Here is a 15,156-nt window from a genome sequence, read left to right as displayed (position 1 = left end):
GGCCCGGCGACGCAAACGTTCTGGGTTGCGCGCCGCGGGCTCACATGGCAAAGGCGTTGCGGTACCGCATCAAACGTGATTGAGTGCCACGTCGAGAATGTCGAAGTTGCGCAGCCGCGCCTTGCCCGGAATGCCTTCGGTCTTGCGGTTGAACAGCAACGGCACCGTCTGTTCCGAGATCCCGCCGTGCGAGCGCAGCGGCACCGTAAGCCCGGTCAGGTCGTGACGGCTGGCACTCGTGCCCAACACGACCGACTGAGCGCTCACGACCACCAGATCGCCCACGCGGTCGGGCGGCAGCTCGAAGCGCGCGCATGCCTCGGCGTTGTTCAGCACGACCTCGATGCCGGGCAGCGCGGCGATGCGCTGACGCAGCGCGTCGCGGCCCACGTCGTGCGGCAGATGGATCGTGGCAAACGAACCCAACGCGCCGTGATGCACCACGTACGGATCGGTAATCGGCAGAATCACCCGTGCGCCGCCCGCTTCCACGCCCTTGCCGAGCCAGTCGTCGAGCAGGTCCTGCAGATAGATGACGTTGGGCCGGCCGGTCTTCGAATCGTGCTTGTCGTTCATCCCATGGTCGGCCGTCAGCCCGATGACGGCGCCCAACTCATCCATACGACGCAGATAGCCGTCCATCATCGCGTAGAAGGCGTTCGCGCCCTGTGTGCCCGGCGCGCACTTGTGCTGGACGTAGTCGGTCGTCGAGAGGTACATCAGATCGATGCGACGCGTCTCAAGCAAGCGCACGCCGGCGGCAAACACGAACTCGGAGAGCGCTGCGCTGTAGACGTCCGGCACCGGCATGCCGACGAGACCAAGCGCATCGTCGATGCCGTTCTCGGCAAGCGTGACCTGATCGGCCAGCTCCGACGAGAAGCAGATGCCGTTCATGCGGTGGCCGAGCAGCTTGCGCAACTTGTCCTTGGCGGTCACGACCGCCACGCTCGCCCCCGCATCGGCCGCCGCCGCGAGCACTGTGCCCGCACGCAGGTAGGCGGGGTCGTTCATCATGACCTCCGCGCCACGGCCGCCGTCAGCCGACGGGTCGAAGAAATAGTTGCCGCAGATGCCATGCACCGCGGGGGGCACCCCGGTCACGATCGACAGGTTGTTCGGGTTGGTGAACGACGGCACGACGCAGTCGCCCTGGAACACCGCGCCGTCGGCTAGCAGATGCTTCAGGTAGGGCGCGACGCCGGCCGCGGCCGCAGCTTCGAGATAGTCGAACTGACAGCCGTCGACGCAGACGATCACGGTCGGCTGTTGCGGCAACCGGTAATGGCGGCCGTTCACTTCGATCGATACGGGCGGGTTCACGTCGGGTCTCCTCAAAAGCAACTCGGTTGAGTGCCGTCGGTGTCGCCCTGTGGGGCGGCGCGCACCCGGCGGCCAGGTATTCAACAAGACAAACCGTTCACTGTCCTTCAGCCGGCCTTCGCCTGCGCTGCGGCACCATGGGCTCGCGCAAGGGCTTCGCGAATGCGCGCGCGGCCTCGCGACAAATGCTCGCGCGTGACTTGCGCCGCACGCTCCGGGTCGCGCGACGCGATCGCGCTCACGATGTCGCGATGCTCGCGCTCCGATTTCGGCGGCGCGGACGTATCGCCGGTCAAGGCTTCGTGCCGGAACAGGCTCAATTCCTTGACCAGACGCCGGTAGGTCTCAAGCAACTTGCGGCTGCCGACCATCTCGACGAGGGCGTCGTGAAACGCCAGATTCAGCCGGTAGTAGGCCTCGCTGTCGCCCGCCTCCACCGCGACGCGCATCGCCTCGACAGATTCGCGCAGGCGCGTGAGCTGCGCCGACGCGATCGTCTCGGCCAGCGTGCGCGCCACATATTCGTCGAGCACACCGCGCAGCGTGTAGATCTCTTCGGCCTCCTCCGGCGAAATGACGCGCACGAACACGCCGCGATTCTTCTCGGTGCGCAACAGCCCCGCCTCTTCAAGCGCACGAAACGCCTCGCGCACCGGACCGCGCGACACGCCCAGTCGGCCGGCCACGTCGATCTCGTTGAGCTTGGTGCCTGGCGCGAGCGTGCCCGCCGTGATCTGGCGCTCGATCTCGTGCTGGACGAGCGTGGTGAGCGACTGGCTCTGCAACAGTTCGATCGTCGAGGGCGACGTGAGCTTCGGGTTCATACCTGTCTTCCTTCTTTCTGAACGCCGGCGCCACCACCTGACGCCATTGCGCAAAAGCACACCTTGCGGCCGCATTGAGCCGTTGCAATTTGTGGCATCACGTGATTATTTTTGCTGGTTGGCATTCAAGCACATCGGTTTACAGATTGTCAACAAACGGCATTCGACGCTTCCCGTCCATCTCGCAAAACAGTCGAAAAACGTCAGCACGAGTAGCAATAAAAATCCATTTTAATCAATGATTTTCATAATATTCTGGGTATTTTACGAAAAGATGACAATGCGCCATGAGCTTCAATAAAATGACATAAATTGCCACTAATATGCAACACATCACTTCACCAAGACGTCTTTCGCACGCGTTCGCCAAGACCACGCTGGTCGTGCTCACGTCGATGCTGGTGTGCCTGCTGGGTCGCGGCATCCCGCACGTGATGCGGCGTTACACGCACGCGTGGCGGCGGCCGCCCCGCGAACGTCGATGGTGTCGTGACTTCTCTCGCTTGTTGTCCCGCTTGATAGGAGGCGGTCATGATTCTCGGTCAGGAACCGATTCTGCTCACCCCCGGCCCGCTCACCACGTCGCCGGCGACCCGGCAGGCCATGCTGCGCGACTGGGGTTCGTGGGATGCCCAGTTCAACCGCATCACCGCGTCGCTGCGCCGCGATCTCGTCGACATCGTGCACGGCGGGGACACGCATGTCTGCGTGCCGCTGCAGGGCTCAGGCACGTTCTCGGTCGAAGCGGCCATCGGCACACTGACGCCCCGCGACGCTCGCATTCTCGTACCGGACAATGGCGCGTACTGCCAGCGCCTGCTCACGATCTGCCGATATCTCGGGCGCGACGCCGTCGCCCTGCCCATCGCGGACGATCAGGCGGCCAGCGCCGCCGCCATTGACGAGGCGCTCACGCGCGATCCGTCGATCACCCACGTCGCGCAGGTGCATCTGGAAACCGGTGCGGGGGTGCTCAACCCGCTTGCCGAGATCGCACGCGTGTGCCAGAAACACGGTACCGGACTCATCGTCGATGCGATGAGTTCGTTCGGCGCGCTGGACATCGACGTGCGGTCGATGCCGTTCGACGCGCTGGTCGCCGCGAGCGGCAAATGCCTCGAAGGGGTGCCGGGCATGGGGTTCGTGATCGCGAAGCGGTCGGTGCTCGAAGCGAGCGGCGGCAACAGCCATTCGCTGGCGATGGACCTGCACGATCAGTACATGTACATGCAGAAGACCACCCAATGGCGCTTCACCCCGCCGACACACGTGGTCGCCGCGCTGCGCGCGGCCGTCGATCAGTTCCTCGCGGAGGGAGGGCCGACGATTCGCGGCGAACGCTACCGCAGGAACTGCCGAACGCTGCTCGACGGAATGGCCTCCCTGGGCTTCCGGCCGTTCCTCGCGCCGGAGATTCAGGCGCCGGTCATCGTGACGTTCCACGCGCCCGCCGACAGCAAATACGACTTCAACGCGTTCTACGCGGCAGTGCGCGAGCGCGGCTACATCCTCTATCCGGGCAAGCTCACACGGATCGACACGTTCCGCGTGGGCTGCATCGGTGCGGTCGACGACAACGAAATGCGCAACGTCGTCACGGCGGTCGAGCAGTCGCTGTCGTCGCTCGGCATTCGGCAAGTCGCACCGCTTACGCACCCCGCATGACAGCGTTGTCGCCGGCCGAAGGCGGGGCTCGCCGGCATCGTCCACCTCCGGTAAGCTCTCGAGTGTCGCGCGCTCGCGCGCTCACACTTCGAGGTCGTTCCCCATGCCGCCGTCGAAAACCCCTGACGCCGTCCCGCCGGCCAACGCCAGCCCTGCGCACAAGCACAGCGCCAAACGCATGGCGATTCGCTTCAAGCGTGTCTACGACGCCCCCGACGCCACCGACGGCCAACGCGTGCTCGCCGATCGCCTTTGGCCGCGCGGTCTCGCCAAGGTCAAGGCCCAAATCGACTTCTGGGCCAAGGACGCTACCCCGAGCACACCGCTGCGCCAGTGGTTTCACCAACACCCCGAGCAGTTTGATGAATTCCGTCAACGCTATCTCGACGAACTGGTCGCACTCGACGCCGGGCACAATGCCACCCTCGCGGACCTGCGCACGCGATTGACCGAAGGCCCGGTGACGTTGCTCACGGCGGCCCATCGACTCGACGAGGAAGATGCGCGCACGCACCTCGATGTCCTGCGCGACTTCCTGACGTCGCGCTGAGCGAGAACGCCGGCCATTACATCGACCGGCAACACGTTTCGCCAGCCGCAACGACGTATTGTGCTGCGACACCGCATTCCGCTCTCCAAAACGATGTCGTGCGGCGTGGACCCCGTGAAAACCCGCATGACACCTGACGGTGCGCACGTCCGGCACGGACCGCGACGAAGTTTGCTATAACGCTCACTGCGCCGCCATCGCAGCCTGCCATGAGCGGCGCACCGCCGTGTTATCGATTGCCCCCTGCCGACGCGCCGCCGCTCTTGCGTCGAGTTGTTCTTCGTTTGCTTATCCGGTTGCCGCGACGGCAACGTCACGCCTCATGCTTGTTCCACTGATAGTCGCCTGCGCGCTGTTCATGGAGAACATGGATTCGACCGTGTTGTCCACCTCGTTGCCATTGATCGCGCAAGATCTCGGCGAGAGCCCGATCACGCTCAAGCTCGCGCTCACGACCTACCTCATCAGCCTTGCGGTCTTCATTCCGATCAGCGGGTGGATTGCCGATCGCTTCGGCACGCGCAATGTCTTTCGCACAGCCATCGGCGTGTTCGTGCTCGGCTCGATCTGCTGTGGCATCTCAAGCACGCTCCCCGAGTTGGTGATCGCGCGCTTCATGCAAGGCATGGGCGGCGCGATGATGGTCCCGGTGGGACGCCTCGCCTTGCTCAAGTCCGTGGAAAAGCGCGACATGGTGCGTGCGCTCAACTACCTGACGATCCCCGCGCTGGTCGGCCCGGTGCTCGGCCCGCCGCTCGGCGGTTTCATCACCACCTACTGGCATTGGCGCTGGATCTTCTTCATCAACATTCCCATCGGCGTGCTCGGCTTCATCCTCGCGACGAAGTACATTCCCGATCTGTATGAGGACGACGTGCCGCCGCTCGACATCCTGGGCTTCGTGCTGTCGGGCCTCGGACTCTCGATCCTGATGCTGGGTTTGTCGACCATCGGCCGCCATCTGATCCCCGTGCCGCTCGCGCTGAGCCTCGTCGCCATCGGCGCGGCGCTGCTCGTGGCCTACCTGCGTCACGCGAAGGGGCTCGCGCATCCGCTACTGCGGCTCGACCTCTTTCGCATCCCCACGTTCCGCGCGGGCGTCGCGGGCGGCACCCTGTTTCGCATTGGCGTCGGCGCAACGCCGTTCCTGCTGCCGCTCATGCTCCAACTGGGTTTCGGCATGACGCCGATGGAATCGGGTGCGCTCACGTTCATTTCGGCGGCAGGCGCGATGTTCATGAAGACGCTCTCGCTGCGCATTCTGCAACGCTGGGGCTTTCGCCGCGTGCTGATGACCAACGCGCTGGTGGCGTCGGCGACGCTGGGCGGCTATGGCTTGTTCACCGCCCAGACGTCGCACCTGGTGATTCTCGGCACGCTGCTGTTCGGCGGATGCTTCCGCTCGTTGCAGTTCACGAGCCTGAACGCCATTTCATACGCGGACGTGCCAGCACAGCGCATGAGCCAGGCGACGAGCCTGGCCAGCGTCGCCCAACAGGTGTCGCTCACGCTGGGCATCACCATCGGCGCCGCCGTGTTGCAGACATCGTCCTGGTTGCACGGGCGCGATCATGTGATCGATGTCGACTTCCCGTGGGCATTCCTGGTGGTGGGGCTGATTGCCGTGAGTTCGACGATGTCGATCATGCGGCTCGCGCGCGATGCCGGCAGTGAGCTGGCGCGGCGCACCTAGCGCCCTGCCCGACCGTTTGCTCGTCCGTTCATCGCTTCAAAACGAAAGCGCCCGGAACCTCACGTTCCGGGCGCTTTACGTTGGGCACATTGCTCGGCGCGAGCCGACCGCGTCGCTCAGCGGAAGATCACCGTCTTGTGGCCGTTGAGCAGAATGCGGTGCTCGGCGTGATAACGCACGGCGCGCGCCAGCGCCACACATTCCACGTCGCGCCCAATGGCGGTCAGTTGCTCCGGATCCATCGTGTGATCCACGCGTTCGACTTCCTGCTCGATGATCGGACCTTCGTCGAGATCCGACGTCACGTAGTGCGCCGTCGCCCCAATGAGCTTCACGCCACGGTCGAACGCCTGATAGTACGGCTTCGCGCCCTTGAAGCTCGGCAGGAACGAGTGGTGAATGTTGATCGCACGACCCGCGAGCTTCTCGCACAGGTCGCTGGAGAGCACCTGCATGTAGCGCGCGAGGACGACCAGATCGATGTCGTTGTCCCGCACCAGCTCATACACCTTGGCCTCCTGCGCCGCCTTCGATTCCGGCGTCGCGTTCATGAGCGGCAGGTAGTGGAACGGAATGTTGTAGCTCGCGGCCAGTTGGTAGAAATCCTTGTGGTTCGAGACGATCGCCGGAATCTCGATGTTGAGCTGGCCCGTCTTGTAGCGGAACAACAGATCGTTCAGGCAGTGACCGATCTTCGAGACCATGAGCATGACGCGCGGCTTGATCGCGGCGTCGACCAGTTCCCACTGCATCTCGTATTGCGTGGCGAGCGGGGCGAAGTCGCGCTGCAACGCGGCCAGATCGCTCTGGCCCGGCAGTTGCTGGAAATGCACGCGCATGAAGAAGCCGCCGGTGAAGCGATCATTGAACTGCGCCGAGTCGAGAATGTTGCCGCCGCGCTCGACCAGGAAACCGGCCACCGCGTGGACGATGCCGGGACGGTCCGGGCAGGACAACTTCAGGATGTAGCTATTTTCGATCGGTGCCATGATTGCTCCTGGGCAAAGGCTTGCAATGTCGTTGCAGTGTTGAATTCGGTGTCGATGGCCGTGCGGCCGAGTGCCGCGATCATTCGTCCGCCGGCCTGAACAACGCCTCGATCCCGGCGCAGTCCTTCGCGCGAATGACGCCCTCGCGCAGCAGGAAATCGAGGCTGGCCAGGCTCGCGTCGACAGTCATCTTGCCGTCGGCGATCACCTCGCGCACGTCGCCGGCCGAGCACAGCCAGTGCGCACTTGCCTCGCCGTCCTGGTTCTCCGGCACGAAGCCGCGCGGCAGCGCGAGATCGTAGACGAAAATCTGCTCGGACTGCACGCCCTCAGGAATTTCCGCGAGGATATGCAGCGTGCGGCCGGGCCGCGCGTCGCTCGCCAGATGGGCCGGGATGCCGGCCTCTTCCCAGCACTCCTTGACGAGCGTGTCGCCCACGCCGATCCCATTGCCGATGCCCCCGGCGGCCGTATTATCAAGCCAGCCGGGATCGGTCGCCTTGAGCACACTGCGCCGCGCAATCCATAGCGTCGGCGCCTCACCGACGAAGCGGGCCGGTACGTATCCGTTCACGTGCACGGCGAACGTGCGCGTGCCGAAAAAGCGCGAGGCCGCCCGTTCGATCCAGGCGAGCGGTGCGTCATAGAGCCGCTGACGAATCGCGTAACGCTCGTTGCGCCAGCCCGTGATGAGACCCTGGGCCGCCAGGGCTTCGATCACCGGCACCAGCGCCGCCGTGCGCGCTTCGCACGTATCGTGGCGCGGATGGATACGGACCGCGAGCGAGCTGATCTCGAACACGTCGGGCCAATGGCACAGTGACTCGGCGTCGCGACGGCGAATCCACCCATAACGCTGCGAACCGATCACCAGCGGCAGATGCGCCGTGTCGTCGAAGCGGCGCGCCGCCGCAATACAAGCAAAAGACATACGTCAGAGACCGGACGCGCCCCCGCTGGAAGCGCGCGAAATCGAGGCAAAAGCGGCATTTTACAGAAGCGGCGGCGAGTCCGCCCGTCTTCGGTGTCGCGACCCGCCCTGGCCCCCAAGGCTCAGCCCGGCTTCGTCAGCAAATTGAGGAGACGATCCCCCGCCTGCGCCAACGCGCCGTCATTGGCAATCACCGTGAGGGGAATGCCTGCGGGGGGCGTCCATTGCACCTGATGCGCGACGCGCTTGTCGAGGGCGTCGCCGGTTTCGCGGCCGCGGCAGGCGAGGCGTCGGGCACGCACGGCCGGATCGACGCGGACTTCCACCACATGCAGGCGCTCACCGTAACGATGGACCGCTTGCGCCAGAAACGCACGCGACCCGTTGATGACGACATTCGCCCCGGACGCCAGCCAGGCATCGATCTCGATGCCGATGCCATACCGGCAGTCGTGGCTCGTCCAGTCGAGCGCGAAGCAACCCAGCGAGTGGCGCACCGCGAATTCGGCGTGCGATAGCGCCACGTGGTTTTCCCCTTCGGATGGCGCTCGCGTGATGTAGCGATGCGCGAAAAGCACCGGCGCGCCACCGGCCAACGCCGTACCGATCCGCTCGCGTGCGTATGCCAGCAACGAGTCCTTGCCCGCGCCCGATGGCCCCATCACGTAAAAGAGGCGTGAGTGATTCATGCGCCCTCCCCGAAGACGAAGCGTTCGTGCAGCAGGAACGGCTCGCCGGGCGCCGGTTGCACGAAGAGCGCCAGACTGTCGACGCGCATGACCCCAAGCGCCTGCACGCGCGGTTGCCACCAGTTGGCAATCGCGGCCGCGTCGCTTGCGTCCACACGATCGGACAGCGTCACATGAAATCGGAACTCATCGAACACGTACGGATATCCCCACTGCGCGAGCAATTCGCGTTGACGTAACGATAACGGTTGCGCGTTACGTTTAGCCAATTCCACGTCCGTCGGCGGTGCGCGCAGATCGTCGAACGACTGCACGCAGTCGGCAGCGAGGGCATCGACCGCCTTCGTGCCCACAGACCCGACAGTGGGACAAAGCGCAACAAAGCCCGGCTGCTTGCCGTTGTCGGTATCGACGACATCGGTGTGTACTGCGAGATCAAATGGTGCATGACGCGCGGCCACTGCGGTGGCGATACCGGACAAACGCGCAAGCCCGTCCTGAGACGCGAGCCTCATCGGCGCCTTGAGCGTCGCGTGCAATCCATAACGCCGTGGATCGGCCGTCACCTCATGCAGCGAACGGGACAGGCCCGGCACTTGCGGCGCATTGAGCAGGCGCCCGGTGATCGCGTCACGTCCCAGCCACCGGCTGCCTTCGTTCCACCAGCACGAGCCTGCGGATGGCGCGTAGTAGATCGCAAACCGAGCCACGGACAGATCGATCGTCAATTGCGGCGCCTCGCTCATGCCATCTCTCCCTGCACCACGAGTTGCATGCGATCCGCCGGGAAATAGGCGATGCCGTACTTGACGGGCTTGCCCGCTTCGTCGACGTCGGTACTCTCCACACTCAGCACCGGCTGCTGACGATTGATGCCAAGATGCCGTGCGATCTCGCCGTCCGGAAGCCGCGCCCCGATTCGGCTCTCGCGCCGCGTGTAGTCCGTGACTCCGAAGCTCGCAAGCGTTGCACTGATCGATGTGTGTTGCGCGAAGACGTCGGGGAAGTCGGGAAAGCGCGCCGCCGGAAACCAGTTCTCGCTGTACGCGAGCGGTAACTCGATGCCTTGGGTGTCGAGACTGCGGCGCGTGAGTTCGACGCGATACACCGGCGCCCCCACGCGAATCTCGAGCGCATGCGCCACGGCGGCCTCCGCCTTCACCTTCTGCGCCGAAAGAATCTGTTGCGCTGTCTTGAGATTGTGCTGAGAGAGATTTTCGGTAAAACGCGTGCGACGTCCGATCACGTAGCCGATGGCCCCCGCCTGCACGAAAGTGCCGCGACCGTGCTCGACATTCACGAGCCCCTGCTCCGAGAGCCCGAGAATGGCACGGCGCACCGTGTGACGGTTCACGCCGAAGCGCTGTGCGAGTTCGGTCTCGCTCGGCAGGCGGTCGTCGGGCAAACCCTCGCCATAGCGGCGCTCACCGATTTCGGTGGCAAGAATCTGTGCAATCTGCCGCCAGACGGCGACGCCGCCGCCACGTTCGAGTTGTGCTGTCATCAAATTGACACCCGGCAAAGTTGTAATGAGTTCGCGTGCATTACCCCATCCGAAGTTATTGCAATCATACACACGTCTATACGACTAGACAATCATGCCGAACACTTCTTCCCACACGGCGTGCGGCGAGGGCGAGGGCAACGCCGCCCCGCCCGCCCGCGCGCAATGGCTCGCGCTGCTCGCCCGCGCCACGCGCGACGAACTTGACGACGCCATCGCCCGCTGTCCGGGCGCCCCCGAATTCGTCTGGCTGCGCGCACCGCAGACCGGACTGGTGATGGTGCAAGGCCGCGTCGGCGGCTGCGGCGATCGCTTTAACCTCGGCGAGACGACCGTCACGCGCTGCACGTTGCGTCAGCAAGACGGCGTCGTCGGCACCGGCTACGTGCTGGGCCGCGACCCCGAGCGGGCCGCACGCGTGGCGCGTCTCGATGCGCTCATGCAGATGCCGCATCACCGCCATGGACTCGCCGCCGGCCCGCTCGCCACGATTGCCGGACGGCTGGCGGCCACCGCGAACCGGAACGACGCCGACACGGCCGCGAGCCGCGTCGAGTTCTTCACCATGGTCCGGGAGGCCTGAATGTTGATGGCATCGATACCTGACTGGTCGCAGTTGCAACCCGGCTTCGCCGATCCCGTTCATGATGCACAAGGCGTGTTCCGCGCAGTGCTCGACGCGCTGGCACGCCCCGGTGAGCTGCGCAGTGTCGGCAGCCGGCTCGCGCCGAGCGAGGAAGCGAGCATCGCCGCGCGCGCCACGCTGCTCGCCCTGGCCGACGCGACAACCTCCGTCTGGCTGCAGTTTCCGCTGCTCGAAGTGGCGAGCGCACTGCGCTTTCACACGGGCGCGCCCTTGCTGAGTGGCGAAGCGGATCTGGCGACGGCGCAATTCGCGCTGCTCACCGATCCCGCACGCTGTCCCGCACTCCAGCGTTTCGCGTTCGGTACGGCGGAATCGCCCGAACACAGCGCCACGCTGATCGTCGATGTGCCAGCGCTCGCCGCCGGTCACACCGGCACGGGCGGCCTGCATCTGCGGCTGCGCGGCCCCGGCATCGCCTCGCATGCCGACGTGACGGTCGGCGGGCTCGACACGGCTTTCTGGCAAGCGCGCGCCGCGCTCGCCCCCCGCTTTCCCGCCGGGCTCGACCTGTTGATCGCCGCTGGCGACACGGTGCTCGGCCTGCCGCGCACCACGCATGTGGAGGTTTGCTGATGTATGTCGCAGTCAAAGGTGGCGAGCGCGCCATCGAACAATCGTGGGATCTGCTCGCCCGGGCGCGGCGCGGCAATCCCGAGGTGCCTGCGCTGAGCGTTACGCAAATCCGCGAACAGATGCGTCTGGCCGTCGCGCGCGTGATGAGCGAAGGCGCGCTGTATGACGAGACGCTCGCGGCACTGGCGATCAAACAAGCGGCGGGCGATCTCGTCGAAGCGATCTTCCTGCTGCGAGCCTATCGCACGACGCTGCCACGCCTGGGCACGACAACGCCCCTCGACACCGCCGCGATGCGCTTGTCGCGCCGCATCTCCGCCACGTTCAAGGACGTACCGGGCGGTCAGGTGCTGGGCGCCACGTACGACTACACGCAACGGTTGCTCGACTTCGCGCTGCTCGCGGAAGACGAGACGCCCGCGCACGGCGACCGTGAGCCATTGCCCGGCGAAGCCGGCGCCGATGCCGATGCCGATGCCGATGCCGATGCCGATACCGCGTACGACGCCGCAAGTGTCGAATCCCGCAACGCCGTCGCACAGGGTGATGTCGCCATCCCTGGCGTGCCGCCCATTGGCGTCACCCCGCGTGTGACCGACATTCTCGGACGCGACGGCCTGCTCGAATCACTGCGCGCCGATGGCACCGACCCCGAGCCGCATGATCTCGTGCAGGCGCCGCTATTCACACCCGCATCGCGCACGGCACGGTTGCAGAATCTCGCCCGCGGCGACGAGGGCTTCCTGCTCGCTCTCGGCTACTCCACACAGCGCGGCTATGGCAACGATCATCCGTTCGCGGGGGAAATTCGCATCGGGCATGTCGCCGTGGAGATCGTGCCGGAAGAACTCGGCTTTGCCATCGACATTGGCGAGATCGCTGTGACCGAGTGTCAGATGGTTACGCAGTTCGGCGGCAATCAGGACGTGCCGCCGCAGTTCACGCAAGGTTACGGTCTCGCGTTCGGCCACAACGAGCGCAAGGCGCTGGCCATGTCGCTGGTCGATCGTGCACTGCGCACACAGGAACTGGGCGACGCCGTCACCTCGCCCGCGCAGCAGCAGGAATTCGTGCTCTATCACAGCGACAACGTCGAAGCCTCCGGCTTCGTCCAGCATCTGAAGCTGCCGCATTACGTGGACTTTCAGGCCGAGCTGGAACTGGTGCGCCGTCTGCGCGCCGAGCACGCCGCGAAATACGGAACACAGGACGCTGGCGACGACACTGGCCCCACCGTTCAGAACACTCGGGAGGCCGCATGAGCGACGCCGCGCAAACGTCTTCGCCAGCGGCAGGTGCCGTGACCGCGGAGGGCTACAACTTCGCGTTCCTCGACGAACAGACCAAACGCATGATTCGCCGCAGCCTGCTCAAGGCGGTGGCGATTCCGGGCTATCAGGTGCCGTTCGGCAGCCGCGAGATGCCGCTGCCCTATGGCTGGGGTACGGGCGGCATTCAGGTGAGTGCCGCGGTGATCGGTGCCGACGACACGCTCAAGGTCATTGACCAGGGCGCGGACGACACGACCAACGCCGTGAACATCCGCCGCTTCTTCGCACGCACGGCCGGTGTGGCCACGACGACCAAAACGTCGGATGCCACCGTCATCCAGACGCGTCACCGCATTCCCGAAGCGGCACTGCATGAAGGCCAGATCATGGTCTATCAGGTACCGATGCCCGAGCCGCTCTTCCGTCTGGAGCCACGCATCGCCGAGTCGCGCAAGCTGCATGCGCTGGGCGAGTACGGCCTCATGCGCGTGCGTCTGTACGAGGACATCGTGCGGCACGGCGCTATCGCAACGACTTATGACTATCCGGTCATCGTGAACGGGCGTTATCTCACGTCGCCCTCCCCGATTCCGAAATTCGACAACCCCAAGCTGCATATGAACCCGGCGCTGCAACTCTTCGGTGCGGGACGCGAGCGGCGGCTGTACGCGATTCCACCGTACACGCCAGTCGAGAGCCTCGACTTCGACGACCACCCGTTCCAGATCCAGAAGTGGGACGCGCATTGCGCCTTGTGCGGCGCGACCGACAGCTTCCTCGACGAAGTCATCACCGACGACGCGGGCACCCGCATGTATGTGTGCTCGGACAGCGACTACTGCGGCAGCCGCACGGCCACGAAGGAGGCCGCATGAGTACGCTCTCCAACGCGGCCCTGCGCGCCGTACCGCCGATGGACGAACCGCTGCTGTGTGTGGCGGGGCTGGGCAAACACTACGGCGAGCGCATCGGCTGCACCGACGTGACGTTCGATCTCTGGCCCGGCGAAGTGGTTTGCGTCGTGGGCGAATCGGGATCGGGCAAGTCGACGCTGCTCAACGCGCTGGCGCTGCGTCATGAGATCGACGCCGGCACGCTGCACTATCGCGGCACCGACGGCACGTTGCACGACCTGAGCACGCTGGACGAGGCACACAAGCGTCGTCTGCTGCGTACCGAGTGGGGCTTCGTGGAACAAAATCCGCGCGACGGGTTGCGCATGAACGTCTCGGCCGGCGGCAACATCGGCGATCGCCTGATGGCCGTCGGTGCGCGCCACTTCGGCGACATCCGCACCAAGGCGCGCCACTGGATGGCACAGGTCGAACTCGATCCGGCCCGCGTCGACGAGATGCCCGGCGCGTTCTCCGGCGGGATGCAGCAGCGTCTGCAAATTGCCCGCAATCTAGTGACCGAACCTCGCCTCGTGTTCATGGACGAGCCGACCGCGGGTCTCGACGTATCGGTGCAGGCGCGTTTGCTCGATCTGTTGCGCTCGCTCGTCGAGCGCCTTCATCTTGCCGCCATCATCGTCACGCACGATATCGGCGTGGCGCGACTCATCGCGCATCGCCTGATCGTGATGCAGGCCGGCCGCGTGGTCGAGGCGGGGCTGACCGATCAGGTGCTTGACGATCCCCAACATCCTTACACGCAATTGCTGGTTTCCTCGGTGCTGCCCGTATGAACTCCGGAACGAACTCTCCCACGGCTGCCTCGTCTCCCGACAGGGCAGCGCTCCGGCAGGAATCCGTTACCCTCGCCACACACGAGCCCGACGTCATGCTGCGCGCTCAGGGCCTGCACAAGACGTTCCGGCTGCACGCCCAGGGCGGTGCGGCCATTCCTGCGCTCGACGGCGTGGATCTGAGCGTGCGGCGCGGCGAATGCGTGGCGCTCGTTGGCCCCTCGGGCGCGGGCAAGAGCACACTGCTGCGCTGTCTCTACGGAAACTACCTCGTCGGCGAAGGCCGCATCGAAATCCGTCACGACGACGGCCACACGCGGCGCTGGGTCGACCTGAGCACCGCCACCGCCCGCGAAGTGCTCTCGGTACGCCGCACCACGCTCGGCTACGTCAGCCAGTTCCTGCGCGTGATTCCGCGCGTGAGCACGCTCGACATCGTGGCAGAGCCATTGCGCCGTCTTGGGTATGGCGACGGCGACGCCGCAGGCCGTGCCCGCGATCTTCTCGCCCGCCTGAATATTCCCGAACGGTTGTGGTCGCTCGCCCCGGCGACGTTCTCAGGAGGCGAGCAGCAGCGCATCAATATCGCACGCGGCCTGATTGCCGCCGCACCCGTGCTGCTGCTCGACGAACCGACCGCATCGCTCGACGCCCGGAACCGGGCCATGGTCGCGCAACTGATTGGCGAGGCGCGCGCCGCCGGCAGCGCGATCATCGGCATTTTCCACGACGAAGCGACCCGCGACGAGGTTGCCTCCCGCACACTCGTCATGCGCCCCGTGCTGCGCCCCGCTCATTGATCCACCGGAGT

General features: G+C 65.3%; 16 protein-coding genes. 9 read left to right on the top strand and 7 right to left on the bottom strand.

Features of this window, described 5'->3' with window-relative positions:
* Positions 1-69: 69 nt before the first annotated feature.
* Positions 70-1,323 (bottom strand): phosphonoacetate hydrolase, encoded by a 1,254-nt coding sequence (phnA, locus tag PTE31013_RS03115; RefSeq protein ID WP_150611339.1) that lies wholly within the window; start codon positions 1,321-1,323, stop codon positions 70-72.
* Between the two features lie 107 nt (positions 1,324-1,430).
* Complete coding sequence (locus PTE31013_RS03110; protein ID WP_150611338.1) at positions 1,431-2,147, bottom strand: phosphonate utilization associated transcriptional regulator; 717 nt, start codon at positions 2,145-2,147, stop codon at positions 1,431-1,433.
* Between the two features lie 531 nt (positions 2,148-2,678).
* On the opposite strand from PTE31013_RS03110, the gene PTE31013_RS03105 reads away from it, so the two are divergent.
* The 3 genes from PTE31013_RS03105 to PTE31013_RS03095 all read left to right on the top strand — a co-directional run bounded on the left by PTE31013_RS03105 (position 2,679) and on the right by PTE31013_RS03095 (position 6,055).
* The gene (locus PTE31013_RS03105; RefSeq protein WP_150611337.1) at positions 2,679-3,812 is read left to right on the top strand and encodes a 2-aminoethylphosphonate--pyruvate transaminase; all 1,134 of its coding nucleotides are present in this window, start codon (positions 2,679-2,681) and stop codon (positions 3,810-3,812) included.
* Positions 3,813-3,915: 103 nt separating this feature from the next.
* Positions 3,916-4,362, top strand: a complete 447-nt coding sequence (locus PTE31013_RS03100; RefSeq protein WP_217426213.1) for a DUF488 domain-containing protein — start codon at positions 3,916-3,918, stop codon at positions 4,360-4,362.
* A gap of 322 nt (positions 4,363-4,684) precedes the next feature.
* Positions 4,685-6,055 (top strand): DHA2 family efflux MFS transporter permease subunit, encoded by a 1,371-nt coding sequence (locus tag PTE31013_RS03095; RefSeq protein WP_150611336.1) that lies wholly within the window; start codon positions 4,685-4,687, stop codon positions 6,053-6,055.
* A 116-nt stretch (positions 6,056-6,171) separates the two neighbouring features.
* Here the strand turns inward: PTE31013_RS03095 and purU are convergent, their stop codons facing one another.
* From purU to phnF, 5 genes are all read right to left on the bottom strand, one after another.
* Positions 6,172-7,044 carry a formyltetrahydrofolate deformylase gene (gene purU / locus PTE31013_RS03090; RefSeq protein WP_150611335.1) on the bottom strand — a complete coding sequence of 291 codons (873 nt, stop codon included), beginning with the start codon at positions 7,042-7,044 and terminating at the stop codon, positions 6,172-6,174.
* A 79-nt stretch (positions 7,045-7,123) separates the two neighbouring features.
* A complete protein-coding gene (locus PTE31013_RS03085) occupies positions 7,124-7,975 on the bottom strand; it encodes an NUDIX hydrolase (RefSeq protein WP_150611334.1) in 852 nt (283 codons plus the stop codon).
* 122 nt (positions 7,976-8,097) lie between these two features.
* On the bottom strand, positions 8,098-8,664 hold the full coding sequence (phnN, locus tag PTE31013_RS03080; RefSeq protein WP_150611333.1) for a phosphonate metabolism protein/1,5-bisphosphokinase (PRPP-forming) PhnN: 567 nt from the start codon (positions 8,662-8,664) through the stop codon (positions 8,098-8,100).
* Positions 8,661-9,410, bottom strand: coding sequence for a DUF1045 domain-containing protein (locus PTE31013_RS03075; protein ID WP_150611332.1), 750 nt, complete (start codon positions 9,408-9,410; stop codon positions 8,661-8,663). Before PTE31013_RS03075 ends, phnN begins: the two co-directional genes overlap by 4 nt.
* Positions 9,407-10,168, bottom strand: a complete 762-nt coding sequence (gene phnF, locus PTE31013_RS03070; RefSeq protein WP_150611331.1) for a phosphonate metabolism transcriptional regulator PhnF — start codon at positions 10,166-10,168, stop codon at positions 9,407-9,409. The genes PTE31013_RS03075 and phnF overlap by 4 nt, the downstream gene beginning before the upstream one ends.
* A gap of 94 nt (positions 10,169-10,262) precedes the next feature.
* On the opposite strand from phnF, the gene phnG reads away from it, so the two are divergent.
* The 6 genes from phnG to phnL all read left to right on the top strand — a co-directional run bounded on the left by phnG (position 10,263) and on the right by phnL (position 15,145).
* The gene (gene phnG, locus PTE31013_RS03065) at positions 10,263-10,751 is read left to right on the top strand and encodes a phosphonate C-P lyase system protein PhnG (protein ID WP_150611330.1); all 489 of its coding nucleotides are present in this window, start codon (positions 10,263-10,265) and stop codon (positions 10,749-10,751) included.
* Positions 10,752-10,757: 6 nt separating this feature from the next.
* Entirely contained in the window at positions 10,758-11,387 is a 630-nt protein-coding gene (phnH, locus tag PTE31013_RS03060) for a phosphonate C-P lyase system protein PhnH (protein ID WP_150611329.1), read from the top strand.
* Positions 11,387-12,649, top strand: coding sequence for a carbon-phosphorus lyase complex subunit (locus PTE31013_RS03055; protein ID WP_150611328.1), 1,263 nt, complete (start codon positions 11,387-11,389; stop codon positions 12,647-12,649). Before phnH ends, PTE31013_RS03055 begins: the two co-directional genes overlap by 1 nt.
* Positions 12,646-13,533, top strand: a complete 888-nt coding sequence (locus tag PTE31013_RS03050) for an alpha-D-ribose 1-methylphosphonate 5-phosphate C-P-lyase PhnJ (protein WP_150611327.1) — start codon at positions 12,646-12,648, stop codon at positions 13,531-13,533. Before PTE31013_RS03055 ends, PTE31013_RS03050 begins: the two co-directional genes overlap by 4 nt.
* A gap of 38 nt (positions 13,534-13,571) precedes the next feature.
* Positions 13,572-14,345 carry a phosphonate C-P lyase system protein PhnK gene (gene phnK / locus PTE31013_RS03045; RefSeq protein WP_150611586.1) on the top strand — a complete coding sequence of 258 codons (774 nt, stop codon included), beginning with the start codon at positions 13,572-13,574 and terminating at the stop codon, positions 14,343-14,345.
* Between the two features lie 95 nt (positions 14,346-14,440).
* The gene (phnL, locus tag PTE31013_RS03040; protein ID WP_150611326.1) at positions 14,441-15,145 is read left to right on the top strand and encodes a phosphonate C-P lyase system protein PhnL; all 705 of its coding nucleotides are present in this window, start codon (positions 14,441-14,443) and stop codon (positions 15,143-15,145) included.
* Positions 15,146-15,156: the final 11 nt, after the last annotated feature.

It is taken from the genome of Pandoraea terrigena (assembly GCF_902459705.1).
Taxonomy (GTDB): Bacteria; Pseudomonadota; Gammaproteobacteria; order Burkholderiales; family Burkholderiaceae; genus Pandoraea; species Pandoraea terrigena.
The sequence above is the reverse complement of the archived record's forward strand: the minus strand, read 5'-3'. Positions and strand labels throughout refer to the sequence as shown.